Annotated in this window: 10 protein-coding genes and 1 pseudogene; 10 read left to right on the plus strand and 1 reads right to left on the minus strand. The window is 36.9% G+C overall.

What is annotated here, in order from left to right; genetic code table 11:
• Positions 1-23 precede the first annotated feature (23 nt).
• A complete protein-coding gene (gene tssH, locus HLH18_RS04785; RefSeq protein ID WP_171545957.1) occupies positions 24-2,678 on the minus strand; it encodes a type VI secretion system ATPase TssH in 2,655 nt (884 codons plus the stop codon).
• A 485-nt stretch (positions 2,679-3,163) separates the two neighbouring features.
• Between tssH and HLH18_RS04790 the strand changes: the two genes are divergently transcribed.
• From HLH18_RS04790 to tagF, 10 genes and pseudogenes are all read left to right on the plus strand, one after another.
• The gene (locus HLH18_RS04790; RefSeq protein WP_171545958.1) at positions 3,164-3,781 is read left to right on the plus strand and encodes a hypothetical protein; all 618 of its coding nucleotides are present in this window, start codon (positions 3,164-3,166) and stop codon (positions 3,779-3,781) included.
• Between the two features lie 15 nt (positions 3,782-3,796).
• Positions 3,797-4,300, plus strand: a complete 504-nt coding sequence (gene tssB, locus HLH18_RS04795; protein WP_171545959.1) for a type VI secretion system contractile sheath small subunit — start codon at positions 3,797-3,799, stop codon at positions 4,298-4,300.
• On the plus strand, positions 4,293-5,774 hold the full coding sequence (gene tssC / locus HLH18_RS04800; RefSeq protein WP_171545960.1) for a type VI secretion system contractile sheath large subunit: 1,482 nt from the start codon (positions 4,293-4,295) through the stop codon (positions 5,772-5,774). Before tssB ends, tssC begins: the two co-directional genes overlap by 8 nt.
• Before the next feature lie 51 nt (positions 5,775-5,825).
• Entirely contained in the window at positions 5,826-6,329 is a 504-nt protein-coding gene (locus HLH18_RS04805; RefSeq protein WP_086193152.1) for an Hcp family type VI secretion system effector, read from the plus strand.
• A gap of 79 nt (positions 6,330-6,408) precedes the next feature.
• Positions 6,409-6,885, plus strand: a complete 477-nt coding sequence (gene tssE / locus HLH18_RS04810) for a type VI secretion system baseplate subunit TssE (protein ID WP_171545966.1) — start codon at positions 6,409-6,411, stop codon at positions 6,883-6,885.
• Between the two features lie 11 nt (positions 6,886-6,896).
• The gene (gene tssF / locus HLH18_RS04815) at positions 6,897-8,705 is read left to right on the plus strand and encodes a type VI secretion system baseplate subunit TssF (protein ID WP_171545961.1); all 1,809 of its coding nucleotides are present in this window, start codon (positions 6,897-6,899) and stop codon (positions 8,703-8,705) included.
• Positions 8,669-9,664 (plus strand): type VI secretion system baseplate subunit TssG, encoded by a 996-nt coding sequence (tssG, locus tag HLH18_RS04820; protein ID WP_171545962.1) that lies wholly within the window; start codon positions 8,669-8,671, stop codon positions 9,662-9,664. The genes tssF and tssG overlap by 37 nt, the downstream gene beginning before the upstream one ends.
• Entirely contained in the window at positions 9,661-11,088 is a 1,428-nt protein-coding gene (locus tag HLH18_RS04825; RefSeq protein WP_171545963.1) for a hypothetical protein, read from the plus strand. Before tssG ends, HLH18_RS04825 begins: the two co-directional genes overlap by 4 nt.
• 35 nt (positions 11,089-11,123) lie before the next feature.
• Positions 11,124-14,942, plus strand: a complete 3,819-nt coding sequence (gene tssM / locus HLH18_RS04830; RefSeq protein WP_171545964.1) for a type VI secretion system membrane subunit TssM — start codon at positions 11,124-11,126, stop codon at positions 14,940-14,942.
• Between the two features lie 49 nt (positions 14,943-14,991).
• Positions 14,992-15,498 (plus strand): annotated as a pseudogene (gene tagF, locus HLH18_RS04835) (type VI secretion system-associated protein TagF); the annotation flags it as partial.
• Between the last annotated feature and the right edge of the window lie 214 nt (positions 15,499-15,712).

Consider the following 15,712-nt stretch of genomic DNA (forward strand, 5'->3'; position numbering starts at 1 on the left):
TGCTTCTATAACTTTGGTTTTCTTCATACGTTTTTTGTGGTTTTTGCAACAGGGTCAAGTTGATAAACAATTTCATCATTCTGAACATCAATATAGATTTGTTTAGGTAGCTTCTGTTCTGCCAGGCAAACTAAAATCTGTGTGGCTAAAGCAGGCAATACCGATGCATTCAGGATGTTATCAACATTGCGTGCGCCACTATCCACTTCGGTGCAACGGCTGAGTAGTAATTCAATCAGATCTTCACTATAGATAACTTGGGTTGTGTATTGTTGTTCTAAACGTGCAGTAATTTTGCCCAATTTATGTTTGATAATGCGTAGCAGCAATTCATCATGTAAAGGAAAATAAGGAATAATACGCATACGACCTAAAAATGCCGGTTTAAACTGTTGATATAAACTTGGCTTCAAATGATCGATTAATTCTTCTGCCGTTGGCCATTCCTCAACAGGTAAGTTCAAGCAGGCTTGCATGATGGCACTTGAGCCTGCATTAGACGTCAACAGGATTGTGGTGTTTTTAAAATCAATTAAACGACCTTCACCATCTTCAAGCATGCCTTTATCAAAAACCTGATAAAACAATTCCTGAACATCCCGATGTGCTTTTTCAATTTCATCAAGCAAGACAACACTATAGGGATTACGGCGTACCGCTTCGGTTAAAATACCTCCTTGACCATATCCGACATAACCAGGAGGAGCACCTTTAAGCGATGAAATCGTATGCGCTTCCTGATATTCAGACATATTGATCGTAATCAAGTGAGACTCACCCCCATATAATTCATGAACAAGAGCTAAAGCTGTTTCAGTTTTACCTACGCCACTTGGACCCACCAATAAAAATACACCTTGGGGCTTATTGGGATCTTCTAGTTTTGCTTTCGAAGTTTTGATGCCCTGAACCAGTTGCTGTAATGCATAGTCTTGTCCCATGACGCGTTCAGCCAACTTTTCTTCTAAAGTCAGAATCTGTTTAATTTCATCATTGACCATTTTCCCTACAGGAATACCGGTCCAGTCTGAAATAATTTCATTAATTATTTGTGCATTTACGCATTCATAAACCAAGGGGGATACTCCTTGGATCTCAGCCAATTGCTGACGAAGGGCTGAAATCGTGCGTGTATTTTGATCTGAATATTCAACTAACTGATCTTTGTGTTCAAGCGCTTGAATGTTTTGAACAAGTTTAAGTTCAGATTGCCATTGTTGTTCTGTAGTTATAATTTCAGATGCAAGGAATTCAATGTTCAGACCTAACGCTTCTAAACGTTCATGATGAATAGGTAGATTTTTATGCTCGTTTTCCAAAATATCGCGTTCAAGATTTAAATTATGCAGTTGCGCTTGGAGTTGGTCTAGCTTGACTGGTTGAGCATTCTGCGTGAGTGCCACACGAGCGGTTGCAGTATCAAGTACGCTCATCGCTTTATCCGGGAGTTGACGACCACTCATATAACGATGTGAAGAATGTACTGCTGTAACAATCGCTTCATCATCAATTTGCAGATTAAAATGCTTGGTCATTACAGGAATCATGGCGCGTAGCATCTCAATTGCTACAGCTTCCGTTGGCTCTTCAACTTTTATTACCTGAAAGCGACGACTTAATGCAGCATCCTTTTCAAAATATTGCTTATATTCCGCCCAAGTCGTTGCCGCAATAGTTCGTAATTCACCGCGAGCCAAAGCGGGTTTGAGTAAATTGGCCGCATCATTTTGACCCGCCTGACCACCCGCACCAATTAAGGTATGTGCTTCATCAATAAATAGAATAATGGGGTGGCTTAAGCTTTGAATTTCCTGAATGACTTGTTTTAAACGGTTTTCAAAGTCACCTTTAACACTGGCTCCTGCCTGTAACAGCCCCATATCAAGTGTATGTATATGTACATTTTTTAGGGCAGAAGGAACTTGATTTTTGGCTATTTTAAGGGCTAAACCTTCCACGACTGCGGTTTTTCCGACTCCAGGTTCACCCGTTAAAATCGGATTGTTCTGACGACGGCGCATTAAAATATCCAGCATCAAGCGAATTTCAAACTCACGGCCAATCACAGGGTCAATCGCACCATTTTTTGCTTTTTCAGTTAAGTTAATAGTGTATTGATCCAGAGCAGGTGTTTTTTTCGATGTTTGTTCTAATTGCTGTTGGTATATTGTTGCATCTTGAAGATGTTCATTTTGTTCATATTCTTGCTCAACGCTGTGTGAACATACCTCTAAGAACTTATGTTTCATGGTATCAATCGGGAACAATGCAAATAAACTGGAAGCACGGACTGCAATTTGATAAAGATCAGATGTAGTCAATAATGCGACCAGTAGATGCCCACTACGAATGAGTGGTTTTTGTTCTGCCGAAGCCAACAACCAAGCTTGTTCTAATAGACGTACAATTGATTTTGCAAAAATAGGGGTTCGTGCATTGCCTTTAGGTAATTGTGAAATACTGTTTTTTAAATCATCAATTAAACCATCAGTAGAAATTTTGTATTTTTCTAATAACAACTGTAAATCATTTTTTGAAGCATTCTGTAGAAGTTCTAAAAAGAAATGTTCAATTTCTATTTCATAATTGTGTTGAGAAATACACGTATTCGCAGATTTTTCCAGTGCCAGGCGGGCACAGGAAGATAATTTTGTGATCAAAATTTTTAAATTATTCATATGTCACTCAACATTCTAAAAGAACAATCATTTTTTATTTTTATTTCAATCCTGAATTGATCAGAACTTATATTTATAAATTTATTATTAAAAACAATGTTTTATGTTTTTATGTGTTAAAGCATCTGGCACATTCTACACATTTCTTTCGAAATGTTAAAAAATATTTGATAAAAATTAGGTGCTTTTACATAAATAAACAATAAATCATGACAAATGGTGCAGGTTACTGTTAATTTCCTGTTGACTTGAAGTGGTTATTTTTTGTTAAATTCGCAACGTTGATTTGAAGTCATAAAAATTAAGCTAAATTGAGAAAATCACGGAATATGATTTAACTCAGATAAACAATAAAATTTAAAATTAGAATAATCTAGAGGCATCTTTTGAATAAAAATATATTTTTTATCCCCTTGATTGTAATGATCTCGGTGAGTCAATTTACTTTTGCTAATCAAAAGCCGGTCGAACTAAAAAAAGGGTGTATGAAAGATTATCCTTTAGTTACTGGCGAAACTGACCAAGACTTACTCAATATTTATAGCCAGATATGCGATAAAAAGAATAAGAAAAATATTGCCTTGCAAAATGAATTATTGATTCAAGCTGCACAAAAATATCAACAACTTGGGAAGAATCTGAAAGCATTACAGTTGATTGAAAGTTTAAGTCAACAAAATGTTCAACGTACTGCTCTTACGGATGTTGCTTTTCTTGCAGGGGTAGGTATTGCCGAGAGTTATTTGCAGCTTATGCGTTCTAATGAAGTACGTTATTTGAATGCACAAACGACTTATCCCGCAGCTAAAAAATTGTCGGATCATATTCATCTCTCATTACCTGAACCTGATACATCCAAGACTCAGGCCATTACGGATACGTCTATTAAACAAAAAAAAATCTCAAAAACCACTTTCAATAAAAGTGCTTCCTTGAACCGTTCGGCTTATAAAACCACTCAGGTGAATCACCCAAAAAATATCAATGCACAACCCAAAACAGTGAAAGCACCTACACGAAACACGATAGCAGCAACCAAATCAAAAAATGGCAATACGACAACTTCTGGTTCAAGCCCATTTGCTTCATTTAATAAAAACTAAAATAGGACAACATCCATGACTAAATGTGAAAGTGTGCAAAAGAAATTACAGCGAATTCGTCCACCCCGTGTCCAACTGACCTACGATGTAGAAGTGGGTGAGGGTAAAGAGGTAAAAGAATTACCCTTTGTCATTGGGGTATTAGGTGATTTTTCGGCGGCATCTGAACTAGAAAAAACGAAATTAAAAGATAAGAAATTCATTAATGTTGATTTGGATAATATTGATGAAGTTATTCTATCACTTGCGCCCCGGGCAACTTTTCAGGTCGAAAACACGTTAACTGAAGAAGGCGGACGTATGTCAGTCGATTTAACTTTTAACTCAATGCAAGATTTCCGTCCGGAAAATGTAGTACAGCAAGTTGATCCTTTACGTAAATTGGTTGAAGCACGGGAGCGTTTAACCGATTTACGCAACAAAATTTCGAATAATGAAAGTCTTGAAGATTTATTAGATGAAGTTTTACAAAATACCGATCAAGTACGTAAATTAAGTGCGGAGGCAGGACATGAATAATTTGCAAACTGCTCATGCGACCAATACCGATGTTGAAGAATTTACTTTGCTGGACTCTATTGTGGAGCAAAGCCGTATTGCCCGTAATGGTGAAGAACATGACCGCGCAAAAAGCTTGATTGGCGAATTAGCCAAAGAAGTCATGGCAGGAACGATTACCGTTTCTGAAAACATGACTTTGTCGCTTGATAAACGAATTGCAGAAATTGATGCCTTAATTTCAAACCAGTTAAGCAAAATTATTCATCATGAACAATTTCAAAAAATTGAATCTACATGGCGTGGTTTATATTATTTCTGCCAGGAAACACCCTCACATTCTTTAATTAAAATTCGTATGCTCAATACGACCAAAAAAGAACTGACCAAAGATTTTCAGGGTGCGACAGATTTTGACCAAAGCACATTGTTTAAAAAAATCTATGAAGAAGAATATGGTTCATTTGGTGGTGCACCATATGCAACTTTAATTGGTGATTTTGAATTTGATCGCACACCATCAGATATGTATTTGTTGGAGCAAATTTCTCATGTTGCAGCTGCGGCACATGCGCCATTTATTTCAGCGGCAAGTCCTAATATGCTTGGACTTGAATCTTTTACTGACATTGATCGGCCACGTGATGTTTCTAAAATTTTTGAAACGGTTGAATATGTGCAATGGCGTTCATTCCGTGAAAGTGATGATGCACGCTATGTCGCATTAACCATGCCACGCGTATTAGGTCGTCTGCCATATCATCCTAAAGAGGGTACTGCAACTGAAGGATTTAACTTCGTAGAAGAAGTTTCTGGTCAAAACCATGATGAATATTTATGGATGAATGCGGCCTATGCATTTGCAACACGCTTAACCAATGCTTTTGATATGCATGGTTGGTGTGCAGCCATTCGTGGTGTTGAAGGTGGGGGCTTGGTTGAAGGTTTACCGGTGCATACTTTTAAAACCCATGATGGTGAAGTTGTTTTTAAATGTCCAACTGAAATTGCCATTACCGACCGTCGTGAAAAAGAACTCAGTGATTTAGGCTTTATTCCGCTGGTGCATTGTAAAAATACAGACTATGCCGCTTTCTTCGGCGCACAATCGACTCAAAAACCGAAGAAATATGATAGCGATACCGCAAATGCCAATTCTGCTTTATCTAGCCAGATTCAATATATTATGGCGGTTTCTCGTATTGCCCATTATTTAAAAGCCATGATGCGTGACAAAGTCGGTAGTTTTGCCTCTGCTGGAAATGTTGAAGCATTTTTAAATGAGTGGTTATCGCAATACGTTTTGTTAGACGATGGAGCCTCGCAAGAAGCGAAAGCACAATATCCGCTTCGTGAGGCTTCAGTAAAAGTTGTAGAGAACCCAGCTCAACCTGGACACTACAAGTCTGTGGTTTTTTTAAGACCACATTTTCAATTGGATGAGTTGTCAGTTTCTTTACGACTTGTAACTGAGTTACCTCAGTCCTCTCATTAATCAGAGTGCAATTTATAATAACTTAAAATTAAAATAGGAAAATTTATAAAAATGAAAGATATATACGTACAATTTCGAGGGAAATATAAAGTTGATGGCGAATCTCGTGACTCAGAGCATAAAGATTGGCTAGAAGTGAACTCTTGGGCGCACAATATCCGCCAACCAAAATCTGCAACATCTTCAAGTGTTGGTGGTCATACTGCTGAACGTGTTGAACATTCAGATATGCTGTTTGTTAAAGATCTGGATGCAACCAGTCCAAAACTTTGGGAAGCTTGTTCAGCCGGTTATACCTTTGATGAAGTTCAAATCGATTTTTATCGCGCAAATGGTGATAAACGTATTAAATATCTTCAAATAAAACTAAAACATGTTCTTGTATCAAGCGTAACGCCACATGTAAATGAAGAAGGTGTACCTACTGAATCATTCGGTTTGAAATATGCAGCAGTAGAGTGGACTTATAATCAACAAGATATTAACGGCACACAAAAAGGTGCAGTCACTAAGAAATGGTCACTTTCAAATAATACAGCATCTTACGCTGCATAATTGGGTGATAAAAATAGTGGCTAACCGATGTTGGCCTCTATTTCTCAATGAAATAATTATATTAATAAATAAGAAAAATATGAATCTAGATCAATTATATCCATATGGTTTTAGAACAACTTTATTTGAGCGTTTATTGCCTGAAACTGAGAAAAATTATCAGGGAATATCGCTTCAACAACTACGGGAATCTATTGCCTCTGATCTCGAGGATTTACTCAATAGCCGCATGGCTAAATTGGATGATTTAATTGATGATTTTCCTTTAGCAAAAAAATCTATTTTGCAATTTGGGATTATCGATTTTGTTGGTTTATCTACAGCTAATCCAAACGATCGAGACAAAATTTGTCAATCGATTGAGCAGTCTATTGCAGCTCATGAATCCAGGTTAAGACAAATTAAAGTAGAGATGTTGCTCGATGGTCATAATATGGGAGCCTTATGTTTAAGCATTCAAGCCTATTTAAACATTCACCCTTTGTTTGAACCGATTGTTTTTGATGCTTTATTAAAACCAACAACACAACAATATGTTATTTCCGCACGATCTTAAGTGGGTTTTCTGTGATTGAAGAACTGTTACCGTATTATGAAAAGCAATTACAAGAATTTGGGCAACAATCGCGTGAATTTGCACAAAAATATCCAAAAATTGCTCAGCGCTTGTCGCTCAATCAGGAACAAATTGATGATCCGCATATTGAGCGTTTGATTCAGGCTTTTTCCTTGGTTGCTGCGCGTATTGATAAAAAGCTGGCGGACAGTTATGACATTTTTACCCGTTCATTATTCGAGGTGATGTTTCCTCAATACCTTAAACCTTTCCCTGCATGTTCAGTGGTGAGTTTTGAGGATATCAGCAAGATTAAACAACTGACTGAAGTTCATGAGATTCCTAAATCAACAGCGTTAAAGTCGCGTAGTTTTAAAGGGGTACAGTGTGAATTTACGACGACGAGACCAGTTAGATTACTGCCTATTTCATTGAATCATTTAAACTTTAAGACTAATCCAAGTGCGCATATGCATTTAAATCAAAATGCGACCTTGAGTTTAGGTTTTGAAATTTTCAATCAAAGTACTAAACAGTTAATTCATGAAAAATTACCGATTTATTTGGATGCAATTTCCAATTTCCCATTACAGGTTTTAGATAATGTCTTCAGTAAAAGTACTGGATTTTCATTAAAAATGGGGAATGATTTTATTGAAATCACCAATCCATTTGAAATGGTGGGTTTTGATGAGACAGAAAGTTTATTACCTATCGATCAGCATACTCATCATGCCTATCGTTTGTTAATGGAATATTTTTGCTTTCCTGAAAAATTTAATTATCTAAATCTGAATTTAAATTTCTTAAAGCATTTACTAGGCGATCAAAACAAATTTGAAGTGATGATTCATTTAAAATTAAATCTGAACGATCAAGCTTGTATTCGAAATTATGCTGAATTAAATGTCGCTAACTTTAAGTTGTTTTCAGCGCCAGTGGTTAATTTATTTAATAAGCAAGCAGAACCCCAGAAAATCAATCATAAACAATTGGAATATCCCTTGGTGACAGATGCTCATCATCCCGAATTTTATCAAGTTTATTCAATCCTTGAGATGAATATGATTCGGGAAAAAAGTAATCAAGATCAGAGCTCTTTTCCTATTTTTCCATTTTTCGCCATGAGCCATTATCATCAGGATGACGTTCAATTTTTCTATAGTGTCAGTCCAACGCAATTACAAAATAAATCTGTTGAAACAGGCTACTCTATTATTTCAAAACACTTATCGCCACATAACATAAAGTCTGATTTTATCAGTACCAGGTTATTGTGTTGCAATCGAGATTTACCATATGAGGCTTTAAGTCAGGCCAATAATGTCCTGACTTTGAATGATAGTAATTTGGCACGGCGCGCACTGGTATTAAAGCGACCCAGCAAGCCCTATTATTTTGAGCAAAATAAGAAAGAACAATGGCGCATTATCTCGCATTTGTCTTTGAATACCTTGTCATTAATGAAAGACGATGCTGTCAGTCATATTAAAGGACTTTTAGAACTCTATAATTTATCTAAACTAAAAGAAAATCATCTCATTATCGATTCGATTAAAAATATCCATTTTTCTTTGACCCAAAAGCTGGTTGAGGCCAAACCTTTTCCATTATTTGTGCGGGGCATTAAAGTCAATTTAGCCATTGATGCACAAGTTTTTAGAGGGCATAGCCTATATATATTTACTCAGCTTTTAAGTCATGTTTTTAATTTAAAAGTTCAGATGAATAGTTATGTAGATGTCATTGTCAGTGATTCAAATAACCAACAGGAGTTATACCAATGCGTGCAGAACGTTGGTGGCAAGAAGCTTCTGTAATTGATGATCTGATGACCACACCTACAGCTTATGAGTTTATTCAGGCGACACGTTTGTTACGGCATGTGCCTGATTCATTCAAAACTCAGTATTGGGCGAATGACTTTAAATTTCACAGTTCTTTAAATCTTAACTTTCCTGTTTCTGAAATTGAAACATTAAAGCTGGACAATGAACATATTCATTTTACCAATCTGATTGTCGGTTTAACCGGTATGCAAGGAGCTTTACCTTATACCTATAGTCATAAAATTAAACATAGTACCCGGCAGCAAAAAGTAGAAACCATTAACTTTCTAGGATTGTTCAATCATAAGCTCACCGCACAATATGTAGATGCAAGCTTAACCTATCATTTGCCGGTACGTTATGAAATTGAACAAGAAAATGATTATCTTGATATTCTGCATGCGTTAAATGGTTATGTCAGTTCGCAACAAGAGCAATCTGAATTGGATGATTATTTCGCTGAATTTTCAGGTTTAATGCAGGGGCAAAATAATACAGCTTATGCTTTAAGGACAATGCTAAATTGTATTTTTAAAGCTGATTTTCAAATAAAAGAGTTTATTAAAGAAAAATTCAAATTAGAAGATACGCAAAAAACAAGTCTAGACGGTTTAAGCACAAGTTTATTAGGTATCAATACTTTCTGTGGTGAAAGTATTCGACAAATCGACGGAAAAATAGAAATTCAAATTGGTCCATTGTCTAGAACCGATTATCTCAATTTTTTACCCAAGCAAAAAATGAGTGAAAAACTAAAAAAAATTCTGTCGACTTGGTGTAGTCCAACCTTAATGGTGGATTTACGTTTAATTCTAAAAAAAGAAGACATACAGTCTCTTTGCCTAAATTCCAGCTCACAGCTTGGCTTGGCACAGGGGGCTTTTTTAATGCCTAAACTTGCTGAACATAATGCAGAAACCTGTTATGCATTATTGGGGGATATGCAATGATTAAAGTCATTCTGGGAACGTTTACCAGTATTTTTCTAATGGTCAGCATAGCGATTATTTATTATTGGCGTGATGTTCAATATGCTCCCTCTAGTATGGATTTATTGTCATATTTTATTGTTTTACCTTTAGTTTTATCTTTAATCCTGCTTTCACCTTATTTAATTTATCAAGCTTGCCATGCATATAAAAAGCGTAAACAGCAACGAGAAACAGCTTTATTAGAACAAGCGAATAAAGAAATACCAGAAACGAATGAAAAAGTTGAAGATATTAAATGGCTGAATTTAAATATCTTCTCATCAACGGTATTCAGTGCATTCGGTGAAAATGAAAGTATTATTAATGCATTAAAAAACTTTAAAAGTCCTGAATTGGATCAGTACCTAACCAATGGTTATGGCTTACCTATGTTGTCGTACAGAATTACCGACTTGGATAATCTCTTGGAACAACAGGACGATGATGACGATATAGAAGAGAAGCAGGGGCGTTTGCAACGAATCAAAGCCTTAATTCAACACCAGTTAGAGCAGAAAAGTGACATTCTATCGCAAGTGGCTGAACACTTAAAACAGTCTGCATTTTTTTATGATAGTGAATTGGCATACCAATATCGTATGCATCCTGCATGGATCGACCCAGATGGTCAAGCACAACATGAACAGGAAGTTCAGATTGAACAAGTACCGCGTCTAAATCGATTGAATATTCATATTTTATTATCAGACAATTTATTGAATGTTTGGGATGAGAATTCAAGCAATGAAATGCTGCTCAATTTTATGCAGTCTTTAGGTATTATTTCGCAGCAAATACACATTGAATATCATTTTATAAATCAGCAAAGTTCCTATAAAAATTGGCTGGATTTATTAGGTCAAATATCAACCCAATTACATGAAGTGTCATTAGTGATCAATGTAGATTCTGAAATTGATCAAGAATTGCTGGATGAAAAAATGGGGTTGTCGAATGATTATTTGGCTGCAGAATTTGCATCCAGCTGGTGCGTAGCCGCTCAAAATGTGGAGATTAACTATGTCGAAGCCATCAAGACACTTAAAGTTGCACTCAATGTCCATGATTTAGTGAATTGTCTAAATGAAACTATGCCTAATTACACGGAACAGATCCAGCAGCAACAGCCTTTTGTACTGGTTTTAGATGATGCAACTGATATCAAAGTGATTAAGAAAAACAACCAGATATTTGCCCAGACTTTAATAGAAATACATCATTTTTTATATATAAAAAAAAATTTTGGTCATACACAACCACTCGAAAAAATTTTTGGATTTATGCTGGGCATGCATCTGCCAGAGGAACTGACAGCAATGATATACAGTACGGATCAAGCTTTCACCCATGGTTTTTTTCAAACGGTTGCTGAATCAAATCAGTTCGAAGAACAAGTCATTTAAATATTAATAGAAATTAAAAGAATAACGAGAATCGCATGTTTTATACCATTTTAGGTTATGTCTGGCAGTATGTAACCCATCCTAAAGCCATCATTGCACTATCATTTTTAGTGGCATTGGTTTCTTCATATAACATCATTCCCCGAAATATTTTTTGGGCGTTAGTCACAACCTATGTTTTGGCACTCATCGGCTATGGCATATATTGGCTGATTCAAAGATATCGTCATGCTCAACAAGGAGAATTCCTTGCTAAAGCCATTCAACACGATACTCAGGCTAAATATGGCAAGCAGAAAGATAAAGATGAATTACAGCTGATCAATCAGCAAATGAAGGAATCGATTCAGTTGATTCGTAAATCAAAGCTGGGAGATAAGAAGGGCAATGCAGCTTTATATGAGTTGCCTTGGTATATGGTGATTGGTAATCCTGCTGCAGGTAAAAGTTCGGCTATTTATCATTCAGGGCTGAAATTCCCCTTTGAAGCATCACATCAAAAAATGGTTTCTTCAAGCTTAAGTGGGACACGAAACTGCGATTGGTTTTTCTCGACCGAAGGGGTGTTACTTGATACGGCTGGGCGTTATTCGGTTTATACTGAAGATCATTCAGAATGGTTAGGTTTTTTGAGTTTATTAAAGAAAAGCCGTTCTAAAGCACCGATTAATGGTTTGATCGTGATTGTCAGTATTGCGGAGCTAGTGAGCCAAAGTCCGGAAAAATCAATCAAACTGGCGAAAAATTTAAGGGCACGGATTCAAGACTTAACCGAACGTTTAGAGATTTTTACACCGGTCTATTTGGTGTTTTCCAAAATGGATTTGATTGCAGGATTTACTGATTTTTTTGAATGTTATGAAGTTAATGAATTTGATCAAGTTTGGGGTGCAACCTTAAAGTATGATCCGAATTCTGCAAATAATGCCGTTGAGCTTTTTGAGCAACACTATTCTGTTTTATATGACGGTTTAAAGGGACTAAGTACTACACATCTCAGTCGACATCATTCGCAAAATATCTCACCGAGTGTAATGACATTTCCTTTGGAGTTTAAGAGCCTCAAACCGATCCTAAAAACCTTTATTGGCACTTTATTTGAAGAAAATCCCTATCAGTTTAAACCGGTCTTCCGGGGCTTTTATTTCACCAGTGCCTTGCAAGAAGGGAGGATTGAAAGTCCAATGACCGAACAGCTCGCACAGGATTTTAATTTATCTAAAAGCCCAGAGAGTGAAAATGGCATACCGACCCATTCGATTGCCCAAAATCATGGTTACTTCCTGAAAGGTTTATTTTCGGATGTGATTTTGAAAGATAAGAATCTCGTTAAACAGCATATTAATCCGGGACGTAAGAAACAGCGTTATCTTGCATTTATTGCCGCATTATTGGGCGTGTCGATTATTCTCAGTTTATGGGTATGGTCATATCGTAATAATCAACAGCTGATTGCTGATGTTCAGGCTGATCTGGACAAGGTTGTGCAACTTGAAAAACAACCTGGACAAGAACTATCCACCCAATTGAATGCTTTGTTGATTTTGCAAGAACGTATGCAACAGCTTGATCAATTTGAGGAAGATCAGCCTATACAATTTGGCTTTGGTTTGTATCAAGGCAATGAGTTGCGTGACAAGTTAAAAGCGGAATATTTAAAAGGGGTGAAGCAAATTGTTTTACTGCCGACACAGCAAAATATTACCCAGTATTTACAACGGGTAAAAAGCAATGAAACGACCTTAAAAGCCAATCATGTCAATGTGGAAATAAAACAGGTCGTTAAAAATCAACAATATTTAGAGCCGTCTGAAACCAATCCTCAAGATGCTTATAATGCATTAAAGGCTTATTTGATGATGAGCAACGCACAGTATATGGAGGCAAGTCATTTAAGGGATCAAGTGACACGCTTCTGGCGCTCCTGGCTAGATTCAAACCGAGGGCAAGTGCCGCGTGGTGAAATGATTCAGAAAGCAGAGCAAATTTTATCCTATAGCATGACGCTAACGAATGAGCAGAAATTTCCTCTTCTTGAATCGGATACTTTGCTGGTTGATCAAACACGCCAGGTTTTATTGTCTGTCATTCGCGGCATGCCTGCACGTGACCGTGTTTATAATGAAATTAAAATGCGTGCGGCAGTTCGTTATCCAGCAGTCACGATGAAGCAGTTAGTCGGGGGAAATAGCCAAAATACAGTCCTGGGAAGTTATGCCTTACCTGGCATATTTACTTATAAAGCATGGTCGGACTACGTGGAAAAAGCCATTGATGAGGCTGCAAATCGGCCAACAGATAGTAAGGATTGGGTGTTAAACAGTACACAATCGGATGACCTGACTTTTAGTGGAAGTCCAGACCAGGTTCGCAAGCAATTAACTGCACTGTATAAACAGGAATATATCGCTGAATGGCGTAAATTCTTGAATGGTATTCATTATGCAAAAACCAATGATTTCAAACAACAAGCAAAAAATATTGAATTATTAGGCGAACCAGAAAATTCACCTATTCGTTCTATTGTCAATCATATTGCGAAAGAAACTAGCTGGGATAATCCAGTCGTTCAAGCAGAACTTGCTGCATCGCAAACAGGTTTTATGGCATGGTTTAAAGCTAAAGTTTTAAGTCATGATGAAGCTAAAGCCGCACAACAAACCTCGAATCAGGCACAGGGCGTGATTTCAAAAGAATTTCAGATGTTCTATCAAATGGTACGTAAGCGTGATGATCAACAGAACAAATCGTTATTAGATGAGTATATGCAATCACTTGCCCAAGTTCGTAGCAAGTTTAATGATCTAAAAAGTGCAGGGGATATTGGTCCTTCAGCGATGACTTTAGTCAAGCAAACCATTAGTGATCAAAATTCAGTCTTTAATAGTACTCAAAAAATTATTGATGAAAAAATATCGGTTGGGCTGAATGAACTGGATCAACAGATTTTACACAAATTATTGATGACTCCTTTAACACAGTCATTTGATAGTTTATTGATTCCTGCTCAGGATGAGCTTAATAAGTTATGGATGCTGCAAGCCAATCAACCTTTTACAGCGAATTTAAGTCAAAAATATCCCTTTAATTCTTCTGCGAGCTTACAAGCAACCAGTCATGAAATTAGCCGAATTTTGGGTGAAAATGGCAGCATTGCACGCTTTGTGAAAGAGAATCTTGATCCATTGGTGATTCGTCGTGGTTATACCTTGACCTCTAAAACCTGGAAGGATTTAGGGCTGAGCTTGAATCCTCAATTTGTCATGAATTTCCAAAGCTATGTTGCACCGAGTAATGGAATAGCGACAGGAGAATTGAGTCCAACGTCAGCATCCGCTGCAACGAATCAATCAAACTTCCAATTTTATCCCTTGGAAAATAGCCAGCTACTTTCTTATACCATTGATATTGATGGACAAAGAATGGTTTACAAAAATGGCATTCAACAATGGGTAAATTTTGTCTGGCCAAATCAAGGATCTATTCCTGGTGCGCGTATTACAGCCGTAGATTTGGAAGGACAGATTCATACGATTTTTGATGAGCCGGGTGAATATGGCATTAACCGCTTAATTGATAGTGCACAGCGTACCCAACGCAGTGGTAGTTTTGAAATGATTTGGAAAGATCAACAAAATCCGAACTTGGCTGTGAAAATGAATTTCCGTTTGATTAGTGGTAATTCAGGACAGATTGGTTCAAGCCGAGGCTATGCTGGCATGCAGTTGGTTGATCAGGTAGTAAATAATAAATCCATACGTGTTGTCACTGCTCAAGCAGCACCGACAGCGGTAACGACAGTTAAAGCCAATGCAATGTCTCCATTAACAGATCTTAATGGAGCAACACAATGATGGATAAAAGACTAATCATCAAAACAATAAAAAGGGCAGGAGTGTTTTGATGCATGAAATGAAAACCTTGCCACTTTATTATGGTAAATGTCCTGCACATGGCGATTTCCTGAAAACCCGTGGTCAGTCTGCTTTAATTAAATTGATAGATCAATGGATTACTGAAGCACTTGAATATGCCATGCAGTCAGCGGATTTCAATACCCTGTATGCAGAACTATCTGCATTAGATTTCTTTATTGCTAATCCGCAAGAGCCCCAGTTTTTGGTGGCTAACTTGATCACTAGTGAAGATAGTTCAGGTCGAAAGTTTCCAATGGTGCTCAGTCATTTATTGGAAATAGGTACACCATATGAAAATATTTTGTATGCACCATATCGCTATAAACAGACATTAACTGATTTATTTCAAAAAAATCGGGAGATGCATGCCATACGTGATTCTGAGATTTTGCTGGATAAATTAGGTAAATTAAGTAATGAAATTCATATATTTATCAATACGGAAAGCGCAGCATTTTATGAACATCATACGATTCATTCATTTTCACAGTTAAATTATTGATTGGATTTCAAGCCGGTTTAGCAACTTTAGAACAATCTTTAAGTGAACGCCAATTCAGCTTAAATTAAGGTATGAAATTATTTAAACAGTAAGCATCCGCTGAACCCCATTGCTATGTTTTAACGGGGTTCAGGTTTCCAACGGTGTGGCAGTAATTCTTCTATTTGGGTCACTTTATGTGTCGGCAGCCTTTTCAGTACATCAC

The sequence above is a fragment of the Acinetobacter sp. ANC 5414 genome (assembly GCF_013004295.1).
Lineage (GTDB): Bacteria > Pseudomonadota > Gammaproteobacteria > Pseudomonadales > Moraxellaceae > Acinetobacter.

Bases quoted from the DNA above. Each gene is read 5' to 3' on its own strand.
- tssH (WP_171545957.1), bottom strand. From the start codon at position 2,678: ATGAATAATTTAAAAATTTTGATCACAAAATTATCTTCCTGTGCCCGC.
- HLH18_RS04790 (WP_171545958.1), top strand. From the start codon at position 3,164: ATGAAAGATTATCCTTTAGTTACTGGCGAAACTGACCAAGACTTACTC.
- tssB (WP_171545959.1), top strand. From the start codon at position 3,797: ATGACTAAATGTGAAAGTGTGCAAAAGAAATTACAGCGAATTCGTCCA.
- tssC (WP_171545960.1), top strand. From the start codon at position 4,293: ATGAATAATTTGCAAACTGCTCATGCGACCAATACCGATGTTGAAGAA.
- HLH18_RS04805 (WP_086193152.1), top strand. From the start codon at position 5,826: ATGAAAGATATATACGTACAATTTCGAGGGAAATATAAAGTTGATGGC.
- tssE (WP_171545966.1), top strand. From the start codon at position 6,409: ATGAATCTAGATCAATTATATCCATATGGTTTTAGAACAACTTTATTT.
- tssG (WP_171545962.1), top strand. From the start codon at position 8,669: ATGCGTGCAGAACGTTGGTGGCAAGAAGCTTCTGTAATTGATGATCTG.
- HLH18_RS04825 (WP_171545963.1), top strand. From the start codon at position 9,661: ATGATTAAAGTCATTCTGGGAACGTTTACCAGTATTTTTCTAATGGTC.
- tssM (WP_171545964.1), top strand. From the start codon at position 11,124: ATGTTTTATACCATTTTAGGTTATGTCTGGCAGTATGTAACCCATCCT.